This window comes from Cobetia marina (genome assembly GCF_001720485.1).
Classification (GTDB): Bacteria; Pseudomonadota; Gammaproteobacteria; order Pseudomonadales; family Halomonadaceae; genus Cobetia; species Cobetia marina.
The window spans coordinates 3,351,163-3,368,756 of sequence record NZ_CP017114.1 but is presented as its reverse complement, the minus strand read 5'-3'; the positions used below and the strand labels follow the sequence as shown (position 1 = coordinate 3,368,756).

Annotated in this window: 14 protein-coding genes; 12 read left to right on the top strand and 2 right to left on the bottom strand. The window is 63.5% G+C overall.

From position 1 onward, the window contains the following. Positions 1 to 63: 63 nt before the first annotated feature. The gene (locus BFX80_RS14215) at positions 64 to 1,947 is read right to left on the bottom strand and encodes a tetratricopeptide repeat protein (protein WP_084209245.1); all 1,884 of its coding nucleotides are present in this window, start codon (positions 1,945 to 1,947) and stop codon (positions 64 to 66) included. 529 nt (positions 1,948 to 2,476) lie between these two features. Between BFX80_RS14215 and hemA the strand changes: the two genes are divergently transcribed. From hemA to BFX80_RS14155, 12 genes are all read left to right on the top strand, one after another. Further along, the gene (hemA, locus tag BFX80_RS14210; protein ID WP_084209244.1) at positions 2,477 to 3,748 is read left to right on the top strand and encodes a glutamyl-tRNA reductase; all 1,272 of its coding nucleotides are present in this window, start codon (positions 2,477 to 2,479) and stop codon (positions 3,746 to 3,748) included. After that, complete coding sequence (gene prfA / locus BFX80_RS14205) at positions 3,745 to 4,830, top strand: peptide chain release factor 1 (protein ID WP_077371499.1); 1,086 nt, start codon at positions 3,745 to 3,747, stop codon at positions 4,828 to 4,830. The genes hemA and prfA overlap by 4 nt, the downstream gene beginning before the upstream one ends. Before the next feature lies 1 nt (position 4,831). Further along, entirely contained in the window at positions 4,832 to 5,680 is an 849-nt protein-coding gene (prmC, locus tag BFX80_RS14200) for a peptide chain release factor N(5)-glutamine methyltransferase (RefSeq protein WP_084209243.1), read from the top strand. Between the two features lie 260 nt (positions 5,681 to 5,940). Next, on the top strand, positions 5,941 to 6,441 hold the full coding sequence (locus BFX80_RS14195; RefSeq protein WP_077371505.1) for an Lrp/AsnC ligand binding domain-containing protein: 501 nt from the start codon (positions 5,941 to 5,943) through the stop codon (positions 6,439 to 6,441). 112 nt (positions 6,442 to 6,553) lie between these two features. Then, positions 6,554 to 7,306, top strand: a complete 753-nt coding sequence (locus BFX80_RS14190) for a HesA/MoeB/ThiF family protein (protein WP_084209242.1) — start codon at positions 6,554 to 6,556, stop codon at positions 7,304 to 7,306. 296 nt (positions 7,307 to 7,602) lie between these two features. Further along, on the top strand, positions 7,603 to 8,988 hold the full coding sequence (locus BFX80_RS14185) for an NAD(P)/FAD-dependent oxidoreductase (protein WP_084209241.1): 1,386 nt from the start codon (positions 7,603 to 7,605) through the stop codon (positions 8,986 to 8,988). A 99-nt stretch (positions 8,989 to 9,087) separates the two neighbouring features. Next, on the top strand, positions 9,088 to 10,257 hold the full coding sequence (locus BFX80_RS14180; RefSeq protein ID WP_084209240.1) for an ABC transporter ATP-binding protein: 1,170 nt from the start codon (positions 9,088 to 9,090) through the stop codon (positions 10,255 to 10,257). Between the two features lie 2 nt (positions 10,258 to 10,259). Continuing rightward, entirely contained in the window at positions 10,260 to 11,183 is a 924-nt protein-coding gene (locus BFX80_RS14175) for an ABC transporter permease (RefSeq protein WP_084209239.1), read from the top strand. Further along, positions 11,180 to 11,980 (top strand): ABC transporter permease, encoded by an 801-nt coding sequence (locus BFX80_RS14170; protein WP_084209238.1) that lies wholly within the window; start codon positions 11,180 to 11,182, stop codon positions 11,978 to 11,980. The genes BFX80_RS14175 and BFX80_RS14170 overlap by 4 nt, the downstream gene beginning before the upstream one ends. A gap of 106 nt (positions 11,981 to 12,086) precedes the next feature. Continuing rightward, the gene (locus BFX80_RS14165) at positions 12,087 to 13,151 is read left to right on the top strand and encodes an ABC transporter substrate-binding protein (protein WP_084209237.1); all 1,065 of its coding nucleotides are present in this window, start codon (positions 12,087 to 12,089) and stop codon (positions 13,149 to 13,151) included. Between the two features lie 73 nt (positions 13,152 to 13,224). Next, on the top strand, positions 13,225 to 14,622 hold the full coding sequence (locus BFX80_RS14160) for a glutamine synthetase family protein (RefSeq protein WP_077371526.1): 1,398 nt from the start codon (positions 13,225 to 13,227) through the stop codon (positions 14,620 to 14,622). A gap of 193 nt (positions 14,623 to 14,815) precedes the next feature. Beyond that, positions 14,816 to 16,108, top strand: a complete 1,293-nt coding sequence (locus BFX80_RS14155; protein WP_084209236.1) for an NAD(P)/FAD-dependent oxidoreductase — start codon at positions 14,816 to 14,818, stop codon at positions 16,106 to 16,108. An 82-nt stretch (positions 16,109 to 16,190) separates the two neighbouring features. On the opposite strand, the gene BFX80_RS14150 is transcribed toward BFX80_RS14155, so the two are convergent. Beyond that, positions 16,191 to 17,567, bottom strand: a complete 1,377-nt coding sequence (locus tag BFX80_RS14150) for a glutamine synthetase family protein (protein ID WP_084209235.1) — start codon at positions 17,565 to 17,567, stop codon at positions 16,191 to 16,193. Between the last annotated feature and the right edge of the window lie 27 nt (positions 17,568 to 17,594).

Genomic DNA, 17,594 nt, shown 5'->3' with positions numbered 1-17,594 from the left:
TGGCGCCATCGGCGAGTCAGGATAATGGACTCGCCGATGGACAGAAAGTGCCGGGCTGTCCTGTCAGGGCGCATCCACGACCGGTCGCAGAGCCGGGATGCGCTGGAACAGGGCTTCCAGCTCGCTGGCCTCCTCGAAACGCTCACTGAGCTCGATGGCCAGGCTGCGTGCTTCATCCTGCTGCTCGAGTGACCACAGCACCTCGATGAGGTGTGCGCCTATCTCGGCATCCTGTTGCTGTGCCCAGGCCGCTTCCAGCGGGGGCAATGCCTGGGCGGCATCCCCGGTGAGGAAATACCCCCAGCCGAGGCTGTCGAGGATGGCAGGGTCGTTCGGCTTCAGTGCATGGGCGCGCTGAACCAGTTCGAGCGCTTCGGCGCGGCGGTCGGCATCCTCTACCAGCAGGGTGTAGCCCAGAGCGTTGTAGGCGCTGGCATTCTCGGGCTCCAGTGCAATGACCTGACGCAGGTCCTGCTCCATCTCCTCGAGACGCCCGTCATCGAGACGACGAATGCCGCGCAGGAACAGCAGGCTGGCCAGTTCGTTCTCCGTCACGGCAGCGCTTTCGCCGTCACCTTCGCTGCGTGCCCTGGTGAGTGTCTTCTGGCGAGCCTTGATGCTGCCGTCGAGCAGCTCGTCGGCGGCGGCGTAGTGTTCCTGGGCATCCAGCAGGTCGATCTCGAAGCTGAGCAATGTCATGGCGTGACGCGGATGACGCAGGCGCTCGACGGCAAGGAACTGGCGTGCCTCCTCGCTGCGATCATGCTCCACCAGCAGCTGCGCGGCGCGCGCGCGACTTGAGACGTAGCGCTCCCCATCCGGTACCTGTCGGTAATAGAGGATGGCGTTGTCGATCTCGCCGCTGGCCTCTGCCGCCAGCCCGAGCAGGGCATAGGCGGCATCCGGGACCGGCGTGTCATCAAGCAACGGCAGCAACAGACGACGAGCATCCTCGGGAGAGTCGGCGTCCAGATAGAGGCTGGCCAGTGCCAGACGCAGGCGCGGTGCGTTGGCATGGCGGCTGACAAGGTCATCAATGCGCAGGCGCGCGGCCTCGATGTCACCACCGGCAAGCTCGGTCTGGGCGGCGCTCAAGATCAAGCGACTGTCATCCGGGGCGATGGCCAGGCCACGCTCGGCCGCCTGTCGTGAGGCGCTCAGGCGGCCTGCGTCGCGCTCTATCTCGCTGCGTGCCAGCCACACTTCGGCCAGTTCGGGGAACTCGCCTTCCATCGCCATCAGGCGCCTGCGAGCGTCGGACTCATTTCCAAGCGCCGCTTCATAGAGCGCGGCGGCAATTCGCGGGCCCGGTTGCGCGGGATATTGCGCGACATGCTCCAGCAGCCGTGACAGCAGTGATTCCAGATCCGCGCCGGCATCGATGGACTGCTCCGCCAAGGTGGTCACGTTGCCGGTACCGCCGGCGGTCTCTACCGCGAGACGCTGCTCGAGCGCCGTCATCCAGTCGCCGCGCTCCACGGCCAGGCGGGCGCGGATGATGCCCGGCTCGGTCGCGGAATCATCCAGTTGTTGCCAGCGCTGGGCGGCACGCTCCAGCAGGGCAGGATTGTCGGCGTAGCGAGCGGCCAGCACGGCGCGCCGGGCCAGTTCCGGGTCATCGAAGCGGCGGCTGGCGGCCAGATACCCATCGGCGGCGCTGGGGTAGTCGCCACGCTGGCCGGCAAGCTCCGCGCCCAGCAGCTGATTGAGGCTGTTGGCATCCAGGCCACTGGTGATGGGTGGGGCGGTATCCAGCGGGTCCGGCTGAGAGGCGAAGGGAGCCTGCGTGGCCGGCGACTGGCAGCCGGCCAGACCCAGCAGCACACTGGCCAGCAGGCAGCGTGTCCAGCGGCTGTCGGCCAGCCGTGCCGTGCCCGTCAGGCGCTCGGAAGGGCTCGCGTGGGCCGCCCCGCGAGGGGAGTGTTCAGCGGCAGTCGATACGTGCATGCAACCTCGCAGTCAGCGGTGGAAGGATCTCGGCCAGTCGGCACGTTCCGGCCGGAGTCGCGCCCACGCCGTCATGAAACCCGTAAAAGGTGGCCTGGCAGCGTGTGCCTGCTGGAAATTCCGGCCCGACCTGCGCTCGGCCTCAGCAGCACACCCTGGGGATATTGATCGCTCCAGCATAACGGCTGAAGGCGGACGGGGATAGCATCGGCGGTGCCTGTCATGGAGGCAAGGGCAGCGCCTGTCCGCTCGGCGTTTCCCTGAATCAACATGGCGGACGGGAGGTGATAGCATCAGACTGCCAAGCCCATGGAAATTCCTCATCGCTGGCCGCGCCCTGCAGGCTCGCGTGATGTAGGCGCTGTGATAGAATGAGCACGCTAATTTTACGATTTCAGCCGCTTTGACAAACGAGATCTGCAAGCAGGTGGCCAGGTGCCGGCCCCTTCATTGCGGAGGTTTTCCAAGCGACAGCCGCCTGTCCTCGATGCGAGCCCTGCCGGCCAGACCCTGACGACTGACTGACTCCATGACCCTTCTTGCCCTTGGCATCAATCATCGCACCGCCGCCGTCGATGTCCGCGAGCGCGTTGCCTTCACGCCGACACAGCTCGAGGCTGCGCTGGCCGAGCTGAAGCGTCTGCCGGAAGTTTCCGAGGCGGCGGTGCTCTCGACCTGCAATCGCACGGAACTTTACTGTGTGACAGAGGACGGTGCGCGCTCGGTTCTCGCATGGTTGAGCCGATACCATGGCCTGCCCGCAGAAGAGCTTGAGCGCTGCAGCTATCAACATCTCGGTGAGGAGGCGGTCCGCCACCTGATTCGCGTGGCGGTCGGCCTGGACTCCATGGTGCTGGGCGAGCCGCAGATTCTCGGTCAGCTCAAGGATGCCTATCAGTTCGCCCGCGGTACCGTCGGTCTCGGGGGGGAACTGGAGCAGCTCTTCCAGCATATCTTCCAGGTCGCCAAGCAGGTGCGTACCGAGACGGGAATCGGTGAGAACCCCGTCTCGGTGGCCTATGCCGCGGTCAGCATGGCGAGCCATATCTTCGATGACTTCTCGCGAGCCAATGCGCTGCTCATCGGGGCGGGAGACACCATCGAGCTGGTGGCGCGCCACCTCAAGGAAGCGGGCATCGCCAACCTGTGCATCGCCAACCGTACCGTGTCGCGCGCCCAGTCGCTGGCCGATGAGCTGGGCGGGACCGCCATCGGCTTGGAAGGCATTCCGCATGCCCTCGAGAATGCCGATATCGTGATAGCCTCCACCGCCGCTCAGCTGCCGATCCTCGGCAAGGGCATGGTGGAGCGTGCGCTCAAGAAACGCCGTTACAAGCCGGTCTTCATGGTCGATATCGCCGTGCCGCGCGATATCGAACCGCAGGTCGGGGATCTCGATGATGTCTTCCTTTATACCGTGGATGATCTGCAGGAAGTCATCGAGGAGAACCGTCGTCATCGCCAGCTGGCGGCTGCCCAGGCCGAAGAGCTGATCCGGCAGGGTGTCAGTGCCTGGCAGCACCGCAAGCGGGTGCGCAGTGGCGGAGAAGTCATCAAGCGTTATCGTAGCCACGGCGAGCAACTGCGTGCAGAGTGCGAGGCACAGGCGCTGGCCGAGCTTGATCAGGGCCGTGACCCGCAGGAAGTCGTGGCGCAACTGGCCCGTCAGTTGGCCAACCGCTTCATGCATCACCCGACCCTGGCGCTGCGTCAGGCGTCAGGCGACGATCGACAGGATATTCTTCAGACGGCGCAGGAGCTGCTGCTCGCGCCGGTTGATTCATCACAGGACCCTTCATGAAAGACAGCCTCATCACCAAGCTCGACACCTTCCATGACCGCTTCGAGGAGATCTCCGCCTTGCTGTCGGAGCCTGAAGTGATCGGGGATCAGGCCCGCTTCCGTGACCTGTCGCGGGAGTATGCCGAGCTTGAGCCATTGATCGAGGCATGGCAGCGCCATCGCGCCTTGAAGGAAGATCGCGAGGCCGCCCTCGGCATGTGCGATGACAGCGACGCCGAGATGCGCGAGATGGCACGTGAGGAAGTCCGCGAGAGCGATGCGGCGCTTGACGTGCTGGAGGCAGAGATCACCCAGCTGTTGATCCCGCGGGACCCGGATGATGGGGCCAACGTCTTCCTTGAAGTGCGTGCCGGCACCGGCGGTGACGAGGCGGCGCTGTTCGCGGGGGACCTGTTCAAGATGTATTCCCGCTACGCCGAGCTCAAGGGCTGGAAGGTCGAGACCGTCAGCGCAAGCCACGGTGAGCATGGTGGCTTCAAGGAAGTCATCGCCCGCGTCAAGGGCGAGGGGGTCTACTCGCGCCTCAAGTTCGAATCCGGTGCGCACCGCGTGCAGCGCGTGCCTGCCACGGAATCCCAGGGCCGCATCCATACGTCCGCCTGTACCGTGGCGGTGATGCCTGAGGCCGATGAGGTCGGGGACATCGACATCAATCCGGCCGACCTGCGAGTGGATACCTACCGCAGTTCCGGGGCCGGGGGGCAGCACGTCAACACCACCGATTCGGCGATTCGCATCACCCACCTGCCCACCGGTGTGGTCGTGGAGTGCCAGGACGAGCGCAGTCAGCACAAGAACCGTGCGCGCGCCATGTCGTTGCTGGCAGCGCGACTCAAGCAGGCCGCGGTGGACAGCCAGGCACAGGCGACTTCCGATGCCCGTCGCAAGCTGGTGGGCTCCGGTGATCGCTCCGAGCGCATCCGCACCTACAACTTCCCCCAGGGGCGTCTGACCGATCACCGTATCAATCTGACGCTCTACAAGCTCAATGAAGTGATCGCCGGTCAGCTGGACGAGGTGATCGAGCCGCTGGTCGTCGAATATCAGGCAGACCAGCTGACGGCACTGCAGGAGCAATGAGGTGAGAATCGATGTCACGTTGGCAGCCGCGGCTGCCCGTCTGAGTGAGTCGGGCAGCGAATCTCCGCGTCTGGATGCTGAGCTGCTGCTGGGAGAGGTGATGGGGCGCGATCGCACCTGGTTCTATACCTGGGGGGATCGCGATCTCGAGACGGAAGCGGGCGCCGAGGGCGTGGCACGCTTCGAGGCGCTGCTGGCACGCCGAGCCGAAGGACACCCCGTCGCCCACCTGCTTGGCCGCCGTGAGTTCTATGGCCTGATGCTGCGCTGCTCTCCTGCCACCTTGATTCCGCGCCCGGATACCGAAGTGATGGTGGAGTGCGCGCTGGAGCTGGCCGAGGCGCCCGAAGGCACGCTGCTGGATCTCGGCACCGGCACCGGCGCCATCGCGCTGGCCTTCGCTCGTCATCGTCCGCAGTGGCAGGTGCTGGGGGTGGACCTCATCGAGGAGGCCGTGCAGCTTGCGCGTGACAATGCCGAGCATCTCGCGATTCCCAACGTCGAATTCCGGCGCAGTGACTGGTTCTCCGCCGTTCCCGAGACCGGCTTTGCGCTGGTGACCGCCAATCCGCCTTACCTGGCCGATGATGACCCGCACCTGGCACTGGGTGACGTGCGTTTCGAGCCGCGCTCGGCACTGGTGGCGCGCCAGCAGGGGCTGGCAGACTTCCTGCATCTGATCGAGGCCGCGCCCCGCCATCTGGCCGCGGGCGGTCATCTGATGCTCGAGCATGGCCTGGCCCAGGGCAAGGAAGTGCGCGAGGCGCTGCGCGCCGGTGGTTTTCTGGAAGTGGAAACGCTGGAAGACCTCGGTGGGCGAGAGCGCATCACGCTGGGGCGCATTGGCTGACGCCTCCCCGGCGGGCGGGAATGCAGGCCGGCTCGGACTTGCCAGAGGAAACCCCTGCTTTCAGTGGAGCCTGCGTGGAATCCTCGTCGCAGGCCTGCCTGTGCGGGCGTATCTCCTGTCGGGCGGGTATGGTAGTAATAAGCGATGCATGACTGGAAAGGTCGCCTGATTACCCCCGCGTTCTCGGGTTGCCTGACTGCACGAAAGACAGGAGTAAGGATGATCCTGCTGCAAGTCACCCTGCTGGGAAAACTATTATAATGAAAGCGAAATCACGTTCTCTGGACCGCATTGACCTCAAGATCCTGCGCTGCCTGCAAGAAAATGCGCGCATTTCCTATGTCGACCTCGCCTCCGAGGTGGGACTCTCCACCACTCCCTGTCTGGAGCGAGTCAAACGCCTCGAGCGTGCCGGCATCATCCGTGGCTACAAGGCCGTGCTGGACCCCAAGGCGCTCAAGGCCAATCTGCTGGTCTTCGTCGAGATCAGCCTCGAGACCCAGTCACCCTCCGTCTTCGATGAATTCCGCCGTGCCGTCTCCAAGCTGCCGCAGATCCAGGAGTGTCATCTGGTCTCGGGGCAGTTCGATTACATCCTCAAGTGCCGGATTCCGGAAATGTCCGCCTATCGGCAGTTGCTCGGGGATGTGGTGCTGACGCTGCCCGGGGTCAAGGAATCCAAGAGCTATGTGGTGATGGAAGAGGTCAAGGAGCAGTTCTCGCTGCATGTGCCGGACATCGAGGATCTCGACGCCAAGTGACGAGCCCCTGATGCCAGCGGCAGGGCTCAGGGTTTAGAGCTCAGAACTCAGGCCCAGGCCCGGCGGCCGGCCAAAGCACTCACTTCATTCACAGACAGACGGCTCACCTTCCATGCAAGATTCGCAACTGCTGCGCTATTCGCGTCAGATATTGCTCCCTCAGGTCGATATCGCGGGTCAGCAACGATTGCTGGCCGCGCGGGTGCTGGTGATCGGGGCTGGCGGTCTGGGGTGCCCGGCGGCGCTCTATCTGGCGGCAGCCGGTATCGGCACGCTGGTGCTGGCCGATGATGACCATGTCGAGCTCTCCAATCTGCAACGTCAGATCGCCCACGGAGAGGCGGACATCGACCAGCCCAAGGCGCGCTCGCTCGCCAGCTCGGTGTCGGCGATCAATCCCGACACCGAGGTGATCGCCCTGTCCGAACGCCTTCAGGGCGAGGCGCTGGCCGAGCAGGTCGCCGCCGCGGACGTGGTGCTTGATTGTACTGACCGTTTCAGTTCGCGCTTCCCGATCAACGCCGCCTGCGTGGCGGCAGGCACGCCGCTGGTGTCAGGTGCCGCGATTCGTTTCTCCGGCCAGCTGGCGGTGTTTGATCGCCGTGAGGCAGATGCGCCGTGTTACGGCTGCCTGTATTCGCCGGAAGAGCAGGGCGATGAAGAGCTGACCTGTGCCGAGAGCGGGGTCATCGCGCCGTTGGTCGGCATCATCGGGGCCTTCCAGGCGCTGGAAGCGCTCAAGCTGATCAGTGGTGCCGGGCATGTGCATCGAGGGCTCGCCACCTTCGATGGCCTGACCGGTGAGTGGCGACGCATGGGGCTCAAGCGTGACCCCGCCTGTCCGGTATGTCGTCGCTCGACATGACATGAGTGGAGCACTCCCCGAGCACCCTTCACGCCAATGCGTGGAGGGTCTGTCACCAAGCCCCGCAGCCTCTCAGGCTGCGGGGCTTTTGCTTTTCTGATCTCAAAAGCCTGACGCTGATGACCTCAGGGGCGTGCGCCATTGTGGGGCGTAAAAGGGGGGGCAAGGCGGTACGTGTTGAAAATTTATACCTCGCGGGGCAATCAATATGCAGTATTTGCCGTTGACGTGTGGTAAATAACGCAAATATTCCCCGGGTCGGTGAATAAACTCAACAGTGGCGGGTAAGGAGGGGCATGGTCGGCTGCAGATCAGGCGCGACAGACGAGCCGCGGCGAGACCGCCAGGAAGCGCAGCGTGGGCGTGATGACATCCGCTCCTACTACCGGGCCAGTCAGCGTGTGACGCTTGCACCCTGTCCACCGTTGGCCGGGGAACGGCGCGCTGATGTCTGCGTGATCGGCGGCGGTATCACCGGCTGCTCAGCGGCTCTGCATCTCGCTGAGCGTGGCTATTCGGTCATCCTGCTGGAGGCGCGCGGCATCGGCTTCGGGGCTTCGGGACGCAGTGGCGGCCAGATCCTGCCGGGACTTGGCACCGACATCGCCACGGTCGAGAAGGCTCTCGGCCGTGAGCAGGCGCATGCCATCTGGGAGATGAGTCGCGAGTCGGTTCGTCTCACCACCGCACTGATCGAGAAGCACCGGATCCCCTGTGATTATACCCGCGGCTATCTGCATGCTGCCGTCAAGCCGCGACATGTGCGCGAATTGCAGGAATTTCAGGCGCGCATGGCACGCGATCATGACTACCATGCATTGCAGTGGTTGCAGGGGGATGCCCTGCGAGCGCGAGTCGTTACCGATGCCTATCCCGGGGCGCTGCATGATGGAGAGGGTGGCCATCTGCATCCGCTGAATTACACCCTCGGGCTTGCGCGTGCTGCTCAGCGGGCAGGGGTCACGATCTGTGAACAGAGTCCTGTGCTCAAGCTCGAGCATGGCCGAAGTGGCAGTGGCATCGTCGCCAATGGCTCCGGTGGGCAGGCAGAGCGTGCGCGTGTGCATACCGCGCAGGGCAGCGTGAGTGCCGAGTTTGTGGTGGTGGCGACCAACGCCTATCTCGATGGCCTGGTCCCGCGGCTGGATGAGCGCATCATGCGCGTCGCCAATTATATCGTGGCCACCGAACCGCTCAGCGAAGCACAGGTCGCGCAGGTGTTGCCGGGCAATGATGCCCTTTCCGATGCCAACTTCGTGCTCGACTACTACCGTCTCTCTGCTGACAGGCGCCTGCTCTACGGGGGGGAGGTGAGCTATACCGGACGAGAGCCGCGCCACCTCAAGACGCGCATGGACGGCAAGATTCGCCGTCTGTTTCCGGCGCTTGACGGGGTGGGGATCGATTACCGCTGGGGGGGTGACGTGGCCATCACCATGAATCGGGCACCGGACTTCGGGCGTCTTGCCCCGAATGTCTATTACGCCCAGGGGTACTCGGGACATGGCATGTCGCTTGCAGGGCTGGCGGGCAAATTGATCGCCGAGACGATTGCCGGCCAGGCGGAACGTTTTGACGTCTTTGCCGCCATGCCCCACCGCGCCTTCCCGGGTGGACACTGGTTGCGAACTCCTCTGCTGGTCCTGGCGACCAGCTTCTACACGCTGCGTGATCGGCTCTAGGCCGAAGCCATGATGAAGGTGCTGCACATTTGACATCGTTGATCATCCCGACAGCCCATGAGCGGGAAACGACTGGTGAGTAATCGCAAGGGAGGCGCGATGAGCGCAGTGGACAGCAACGAGGGTATGGCGCCTGAGCGAGACACGAGAGAGTCGTCGGAGGCTGGCCAGCCCCGGTTCCAGTGCCGTGCCGCGTCATCCATTCAGCTCAAGGGACTGCACAAGCGCTTCGGCAACGAGGTGGCGGCGCTTGATGGTGTGGATCTCGCCATTCAGCCCGGCGAGTTCTTCACGCTATTGGGGCCTTCCGGGTGTGGCAAGACGACGCTTCTGCGCATTCTGGCGGGGCTGGAAGCATTGGATGAGGGGCAGGTGGTGATCGGCGGGCGCGATGTCACCGACGTACCGCCGCATCAGCGCAGCGTCAATACGGTCTTCCAGTCCTATGCGTTGTTCCCGCATCTCAGCGTGCGTGACAACCTCGCCTTCGGTCTGCGCATGCAGGGCATGCCGAGTGGCGAGCGCGAGGCAAAGGTCGCCGAGATGGCCGAGTTCATCAAGCTGGGGAGTCTGGTCGATCGCCGGGTCGACCAGCTTTCAGGTGGTCAGCGCCAACGTATCGCGCTGGCGCGGGCGCTGGTCTGCGAGCCGGATGTGCTGCTGCTGGATGAACCGCTGTCGGCGCTGGATGCCGGGCTGCGCAGTCAGATCCAGATCGAGCTGCTGCGTCTGCAGAAGCGCCTTGGCATGACATTCGTGTTCGTCACCCATGATCAGCAGGAAGCGATGGTGATGTCGGACCGCATCGCGGTGCTCGACAGCGGCAGCATCCAGCAGGTGGGGACGCCGCGCGAGATCTATGAATGCCCGGTCAATGCCTTCGTGGCGCGTTTCATGGGGCATGCCAATCTGTTCGAGATCACGGCTCGCGATGACAGCTGCGATGACGCCGTCCGGCTGACCACGCCGCTGGGCATGCTGACGGCGCAGGCACCGGGCAGCGGCGGGTTGCTGCTGCTGCGCCCCGAGACGCTGGATCTGCGCCGGCGTCCCGCCAGCGAATTCGAACGCTACGACGTGCTGGAAAATCATCTGCCGGGCCGAGTACAGGAGCGACTGTACCGCGGTAGCCATGCCGAATATCGCGTGGAGGTGGCGGGTGTCACCTTGCAGGTGGTGGTCAACAATCGGGGCGGCCAGTTGCCTGACGTGGGAGACCACGTCGATGTGGTGGTGGCCGCGCAAGACCTGATCACGCTGGAGGCATGACGATGGCCTATCACGGGAGCTTGCCCACGGCACGCAGTCGCGCGGTGGTGGCCGAGTCACGCCACCTGCTGTTGACGGTCGCCCCCGGCGCGCTGTGGATCATCATCTTCCTGGTGCTGCCCAGTCTCTATCTGATGAGCGTGGCCTTCATGAGCAATGGCCCCTATGGCTTGCCGGAGATGCCCTTGTCGCTGACCTCGTTTACGCAGCTGGCGGGTCAGGGCTTTCTCGGCTGGAGCCCGGGCAACCTCATGACGCTGGGGCGTTCGCTGTGGCAGACCGTGCTTTCCACCGTGCTGGTGGTGCTGGTGGCGTATCCGATCGCCTATCACATCTCGCAGGCAGACCAGCGCTGGCGGCCGATCATGCTGCTGGCGGTAGTCGTGCCGTCCTGGACCAATCAGGTCATCCGCACCTTTGGCTGGATGAACCTGCTGGCGCCGGGCACGCCGATGGCGGAGCTGGCCGAGGCCATGGGCATGATCGCGCCCAACATGGGGCTCTATCCGTCCAATTTCGCGGTCACGCTGGGGCTGGTCTACAACTTCCTGCCCTTCATGGTGCTGCCGCTGTATGCCGCTTTCGAGAAGCTCAATCTCTCGCTGGTGGAAGCGGCGCAGGATCTCTACGCCTCGCCGCTCAAGGCCTTCTGGCATGCGGTATTCCCCCAGACGTTGCCGGGTCTGCTGGCGGGGGTGGTGCTGGTGGCGATCCCGGCGTTCGGCATGTACGTGATTCCGGAACTGCTCGGCGGTGGCAAGGGCATGATGCTGGGCAATCTGGTCGCCAATCAGTTCTCCGGCAGTGCCAACTGGCCACTGGGGGCGGCGGGGGCGATCCTGATGTTGATCGCGACCTTCATCGGACTCTATGCCATGCGTCGCATCGGCAGGCGCCTGGGTGGCGGTGAAGAGGTGGTGATATGACGCGCGGCGGACTTCACAAGGGATTGCGGGGCTTCTGGTGGCTGACGCTCGGTTTTCTGTATCTGCCGCTGATCGTGGTGATGCTGTTCTCCTTCAATGCCTCCAACAGTGCCGCCAGCTTCACCGGCGTGTCACTGCGCTGGTATCGGCGCCTGCTGGGCAATGACGCGATTCTGTCGGCGCTGGGCAATTCGCTGTGGCTGGCGGTGGTCTCGTCACTGCTGGCGCTGATGATCGGCACGCTGATCGGCTATGGAATGTATCGCCATCGTCACCGCAAGCTGGGGTGGCTGATCGTGTTGATCTATCTGCCCATCGTGTTGCCGGACATCGTGTTCGGGATCTCAGAAATGACCTTCTTCGTCAAGATCAATGAGTTGACCGGGCTGCTGTCACCGGGGCTGGGCACCATGATCATCGCGCATGTCACCTTCCAGATTCCCTTCGTGGCGCTGATCGTCTATTCACGCTTCGTCGGTCTGGATCCGACATTGTTCGAGGCAGCCAAGGACCTCTATGCCACGCCGCGCCAGCGCGTGCAGTTCTTCATGTTGCCGACCCTGAAGCCGGCGTTGATCTCGGGCTTCCTGCTGTCCTTCACGCTGTCGCTGGATGACTTCGTGATCAGCTTCTTTACCGCCGGACCGGAGAGCGCCACCTTGCCGATCTACATCTGGAGCGCGATACGCAAGGGCGTGACACCGGAGATCAATGCCATCGCCACCCTGATGATGGCGGTGGTCGCCCTGGCGGCGATCGTGAGTCTTGCGCTGTCACGCCGGCGCAGCGCTTCATGATTTCGCTGGAGGATCACTCGTCGTACCCCGCCCCTGACCAGGCAGGCATGCCGGTATCGGGGGCGGGCATTCACCACCTCTCTCATCGACTGAACGGAGCATCACAATGACAACTCACACGCTGCGTCTCGCGGTCGCCATCGGCAGTCTGCTGCTGGCAGGCGCCGCCCAGGCTGAAGACAGGAAGCTGTATCTCTTCAACTGGACCCAGTACATGGACCCGGAGATTATCACCGCCTTTGAAGAGGCCTTCGATGTCGAGGTGGTCGAGAATTATTACAACTCCCTGCCGGAAATGCTGGCCAAGCTGAATGCCGGCGGGGTGTCCCAATACGATATCATCGTGCCGTCCAATTACTACGTGCCGCGCCTGATCAACACCGGCCTGGTCCAGAAGATCGACAAGACGAAAGTGCCCAACCTGGCCAATGTCGATGCGCAGTTCAAGGACCCGAGCTTTGACCCGGGAGCCAACTACACCGTCCCGTATCAGTGGGGAGTCACCGGGCTGGTCTACAACGCCAGCACGTTCAAGGATGCCCCCAAGAGCTGGTCACTGCTGTTTGATCCCGCCGTCAATGCCTCATATCCGTTCAGCCTGATGGGCGATGGCCAGGTCAGCATGGGGGCGGCCTGTGCCTATCTCGGTCATGGCTATGACTGTACCGGCATGGATGCCTGGCGTGAGGCGGCCAGATTGCTGATCGAGACCAAGCATCGCGACAACTTCAGCGGCTTCTCCGATGGCACGCCGGCCCTGCAACAGCTGGCACGCAAGGTCACGCATGGTGCGCTGTCCTACAACGGCGACTATCTGTTCTATCTGGACGAGAATCCGGAGTCCTTCGCCGATATCAAGTACATGATTCCGGATGAAGGTGCCGAGAAGTGGGTCGATTCGATGATGATTCCCGCCAAGGCGCCGCATCCTGAGCTGGCACACGCCTTCATCAACTTCCTTCTGGACGCCAAGGTCGGCGCGCAGTTGTCCAACTACAACTACTACGCCAGCCCCAATGCCGCCGCCAGGCCGTATCTGGATGAGGTGCTGACCCAGCCACCGATCCAGCCCTCTGAGGATGACATGGCGCGTCTGCATTTCTCGCCGAGTCTCTCCGGTGAGCAGTTGCAGATCTTCCAGCAGTTATGGTCGGAAGTGCAGGCTCGTTGAGTCGGCGTCTCGTCGATCGCGGGCATCTCGTCATTGACCGCAGGCGCTGCCTGCGGTGTTCAAGGAAGGTGTTATGAGTGTCAATCACGTGGGTCACGAGCAGCCGGGCCATGAAGATGATGACGCGATCCTGCAGGAATGGTTCGCCGCTCACGGTATCACCGAGGTGGAATGTCTGGTCACGGATCTGACCGGCATTCTCAAGGGCAAGATCATGCCTGCGCGCAAGTACCTCAATGGCGGGCGGCCACGCCTGCCGGATTCGCTGTTCATCCAGACCGTCACGGGAGGCTATCCGGATGATGAAGACAGCCGCTTCTGGAATCCGGCCGAACAGGACATGCAGCTGATTCCGGACGTGAACGCGCTCTATCTGGTGCCGTGGGCGGAAGATCCCACCGCACAGGTCATCCACGATTGCTATTACCTGAATGGTGAGCCGGTCGAGCTGTCGCCACGCTATGTGCTCAAACGGATACTGGCATTGTATGCCGAACAGGGCTGGCAGCCGGTGGTGGCGCCGGAGGCCGAGTTCTATCTGGTCAAGACCAATACCGACTCCGATTATCCGCTGGAACCGCCCATCGGCCGCAGCGGTCGGCAGGAGAGCAGCCGTCAGTCCTTCTCCATCGATGCGGTCAATGAATTCGATCCGCTGTTCGAGGAGATGTATGACTACTGCGAGGCGATGGGGCTGGATCTCGACACCCTGATCCATGAAGAGGGAGCGGGGCAGATGGAGGTCAATTTCGAGCATGGGGATGCTCTTTCTCTCGCCGACCAGGTGGTGATGTTCAAGCGCACCCTGCGGGAGACGGCGCTGCGACATGGCATGTACGGGACCTTCATGGCCAAGCCGATGGCCTATCAGCCGGGCAGTTCGATGCATATTCACCAGAGCCTGGTGGATGTCGAGTCAGGCAATAACCTGTTTGCCGATGCGTCGGGTCAGCCGAGCACGCTGTTCCGTCACTTCATCGGGGGCCTGCAGACCTATCTGCCCGCCGCGATGCCGTTCTTCGCCCCCAACGTCAATTCCTATCGGCGTCTGATGCGCAATGACACCAGTGGCTCCGCACCCATCAATGTCGAGTGGGGCCTGGACAACCGCACCGTGGGCCTGCGGGTGCCGGTATCGGACGCGGCGGGTACGCGGGTCGAGAATCGCCTGGCGGGCGCCGATGCCAATCCCTATCTGGTGATGGCGGCTTCGCTGGCGTGTGGCTATCTGGGAATGATGGAGCGGATCGAGCCGCGCCCTCCGGTGGTCGGCTCGGCCTGGGAGGGCGGCAATACCCTGCCGGACGATATCGGCCCGGCACTCGATGCTCTGCATGCCTGTACGCCGTTGGCCAACATCCTCGGTGAGCGCTTCGTGAAGAGTTATCTGGCCGTCAAGCGTGCCGAGCATGGGGAATACTTCCAGGTCATCAGCTCCTGGGAGCGTGAGCACCTGCTGCTGCGTGTCTAGACCCCCTGCGGTACGCCAACGGATACCGGGAGGCCACGACATCCGTCGTGGCCTCCCGAGGTTCAGGGGAATAGGCGGGCGGAAGAAGGGTGGTCGTCAGTGAGGGGCATGACGCGTCAGTCCGGCGCTCATGGTGTGTATCTGCAAGATGTCTTGTTCGCAGGTTGATCTGGTCTACCACAAGGATGCTGTCATGAGTGCCACTACCCCCCTGGAGCCTGCCGCCTCCTGGTATGCCGCTTCCGCCAATGCCGCCCCCGAGCGCCGGCCGTTGTCCGGTGAGGTCAGCTGCGATGTCTGCGTGGTCGGCGCTGGCTTCACGGGAATCTCGGCGGCACTGCACCTGGCCGAGCAGGGACTCAAGGTGATGGTGCTGGAGGCTGCTTGCGTGGGGTATGGGGCCTCGGGTCGCAATGGCGGGCAGATCGTCAACAGTTACAGTCGCGACATGGACGTGATCGAGGCGCGCTTCGGCGCACGGACGGCGCAGGCATTGGGCGACATGGCCTTTGAGGGCAATCGCATCATTCGGGATCGCATCGCTGACTATGCCATCGACTGCGATCTGCGCGACGGCAACCTCTTTGCCGCCTGCAACGCTCGTCAGCTCAAGGGACTCAAGGAGCACAAGGCCCTCTGGGAGCGCTATGGCAATACCAGTCTCGAATTGCTGGAAGGGGATGCCTACCAGCGTGAAGTGAGCGCCGAAGGGTATACGGGCGCCTTGGTCGACCACTCCGGCGGCCATCTCCACCCGCTCAATCTGGTGCTGGGCGAGGCCGCGGCCTTCGAGTCCCTCGGCGGGGTGATCTTCGAACATAGCCCGTTGGTGAGTCTCGAGCATGGCAGTCCGGTCGTGCTCAGGACGGCCGCTGGCGCCATCCGGGCCGAGCGTGTGGTGATGGCGGGCAATGCCTATCTTCACGGCGTGCTGCCGGAGCTCGAGGGCAAGTCGATGCCCTGCGGCACGCAGATCATCGCCACCGAGCCGTTGGCGGATGACGTGGCGCGCGGGCTGCTGCCCAATGGCATGGCGGTGGAGGACTGCAACTATCTGCTGGATTACTACCGCCTGACTCGCGACAACCGTCTTCTCTTCGGGGGCGGTGTCAACTACGGCGGTGAAGACCCCGCCGATATCGAGGCCCTGATTCGGCCCAAGCTGCTCAAGGTCTTCCCGCAGCTGGCCAGTGTCAGGATCGACTATGCCTGGAGCGGAACCTTCCTGATGACGCTCAATCGACTGCCGCAGTTCGGCGTGCTCAATGACAATGTCTATTACGCCCAGGGGTATTCCGGGCATGGCGTGACCTGCAGTCACCTCGCCGGACGACTGATCAGCGAGGTGATGAGGGGGCGTGAGGGTCGCTTCGATGCCTTCGCGAACCTGCCGCATCTGCCGTTCCCCGGGGGGCGACTGTTGCGAGTGCCGCTGTCTGCCGTGGGAGCCTGGTACTACCAGACACGCGACAGGCTCGGCCTCTGACGCATCCGAAGCGGAAGGCAGGGCCGGCAAGCGCGCTCCGGCCGGAATGCCCACTGCGCAAGCGTGTCCGGGGTGAGGCGCCTCAGATGCTGCGCAGGTACCAGTCGTATTCCAGACGGCTGATGATCTGCATCGCGGCCTCGCGCTCCGCCCGGCGACCGGCAATGAAGACATTCAGGAAGCGCTCGCTGAAAGCGGCCGTGAGGGGAGCGCTTTCCTCCAGCAGCGTCAGGGCCTCGGGCCAGCTGTTGGTCAGGCTGGGCTCGAACTGATCATAGGCATTGCCGGTCACCGGCGCACCCGGGGAGATCCGATGGGTGATGCCATGGATGATGGAGGCCAGCAGCGTCGCCAGCAGCAGGTAGGGATTGACGTCAGCCCCGGCGACCCGATGCTCCAGCCGACGCGCCTCATTGGGGCCGGAGGGAATGCGGATGGCGACCGAGCGGTTGTCGAATCCCCAGGTGGGCGCCATCGGTACGTACAGGCCCTGCTGGAAACGGCGGTAGGAATTCAGGTTGGGGGCAAACAGCGCCATGGAGGCGGGCATGAGTTCCAGCAGGCCGCCGATGGCGTGACGCAGGGTCTCGGTGCCCAGAGGATTCTCGCCGGGGTCTGCGAAGACATTGTGTCCATCGCGGTCCACCAGGCTCAGGTGCGCATGCATGCCATTGCCGGCTTCATCACCGTACGGCTTGGCCATGAAGGTCGCGTCGAAGCCATGACGCAGGGCGACACCCTTGATCAGGCGTTTGAGCAGGACGGCGCTGTCACAGGCCTTCATGACGTCGTCGAGATGAATCAGGTTGATCTCGAACTGACCCGGGGCGCACTCCTTGAGCGCGGTATCCAGCGGCAGCTGTTGGATGCGTGCGGCATCCTGGATCTCTTCCAGAAAGTCGGCATATTCATCCAGCTCTCCGATGGAGTAGAGCTGGCTTTCCGTGGCGCGCTCACCCGTGAGCGGAGAGCAGGGCGGCTGCACCATGCCCAGGTCATCGCGCTCACGATCCACGAGATAGAACTCCAGTTCCAGCGCGACGACGGCGGTCAGCCCCATCCCGGCCAGAATATCGACCTGTTTCTGCAGCTGATTGCGGGGGTCCGCGAAGAAGGGGCCGTCCCTGTCATCGCGCATGTTCATCAACAGCTGGCCTTGCTTGCCGCCGCGCAGCCAGGGGGCTGGCATCAAGGTGCCGGGGATCGGGCGGCAGACCTGATCCCCATCCCCGGTCTCCAGGCCCAGACCGGTCTCTTCGATGGTGTTGCCGGCGATATCGATCGCGAAGACGGAGCCTGGCAGGTTGATGCCCTGCTCGTAGGCCTTTTCCAGATTCTCGCGCGGGATACGCTTGCCGCGCTGGATGCCGCTGATATCACTGATCAGCAGGTCGATGCTCTCGATTTCCGGATGGCGGTCCAGAAACTCTCTGGCCTCATCGACGTGAAGGCTGTTCATGGGGGGTCCTGTGAGCGGGTGGTGGCA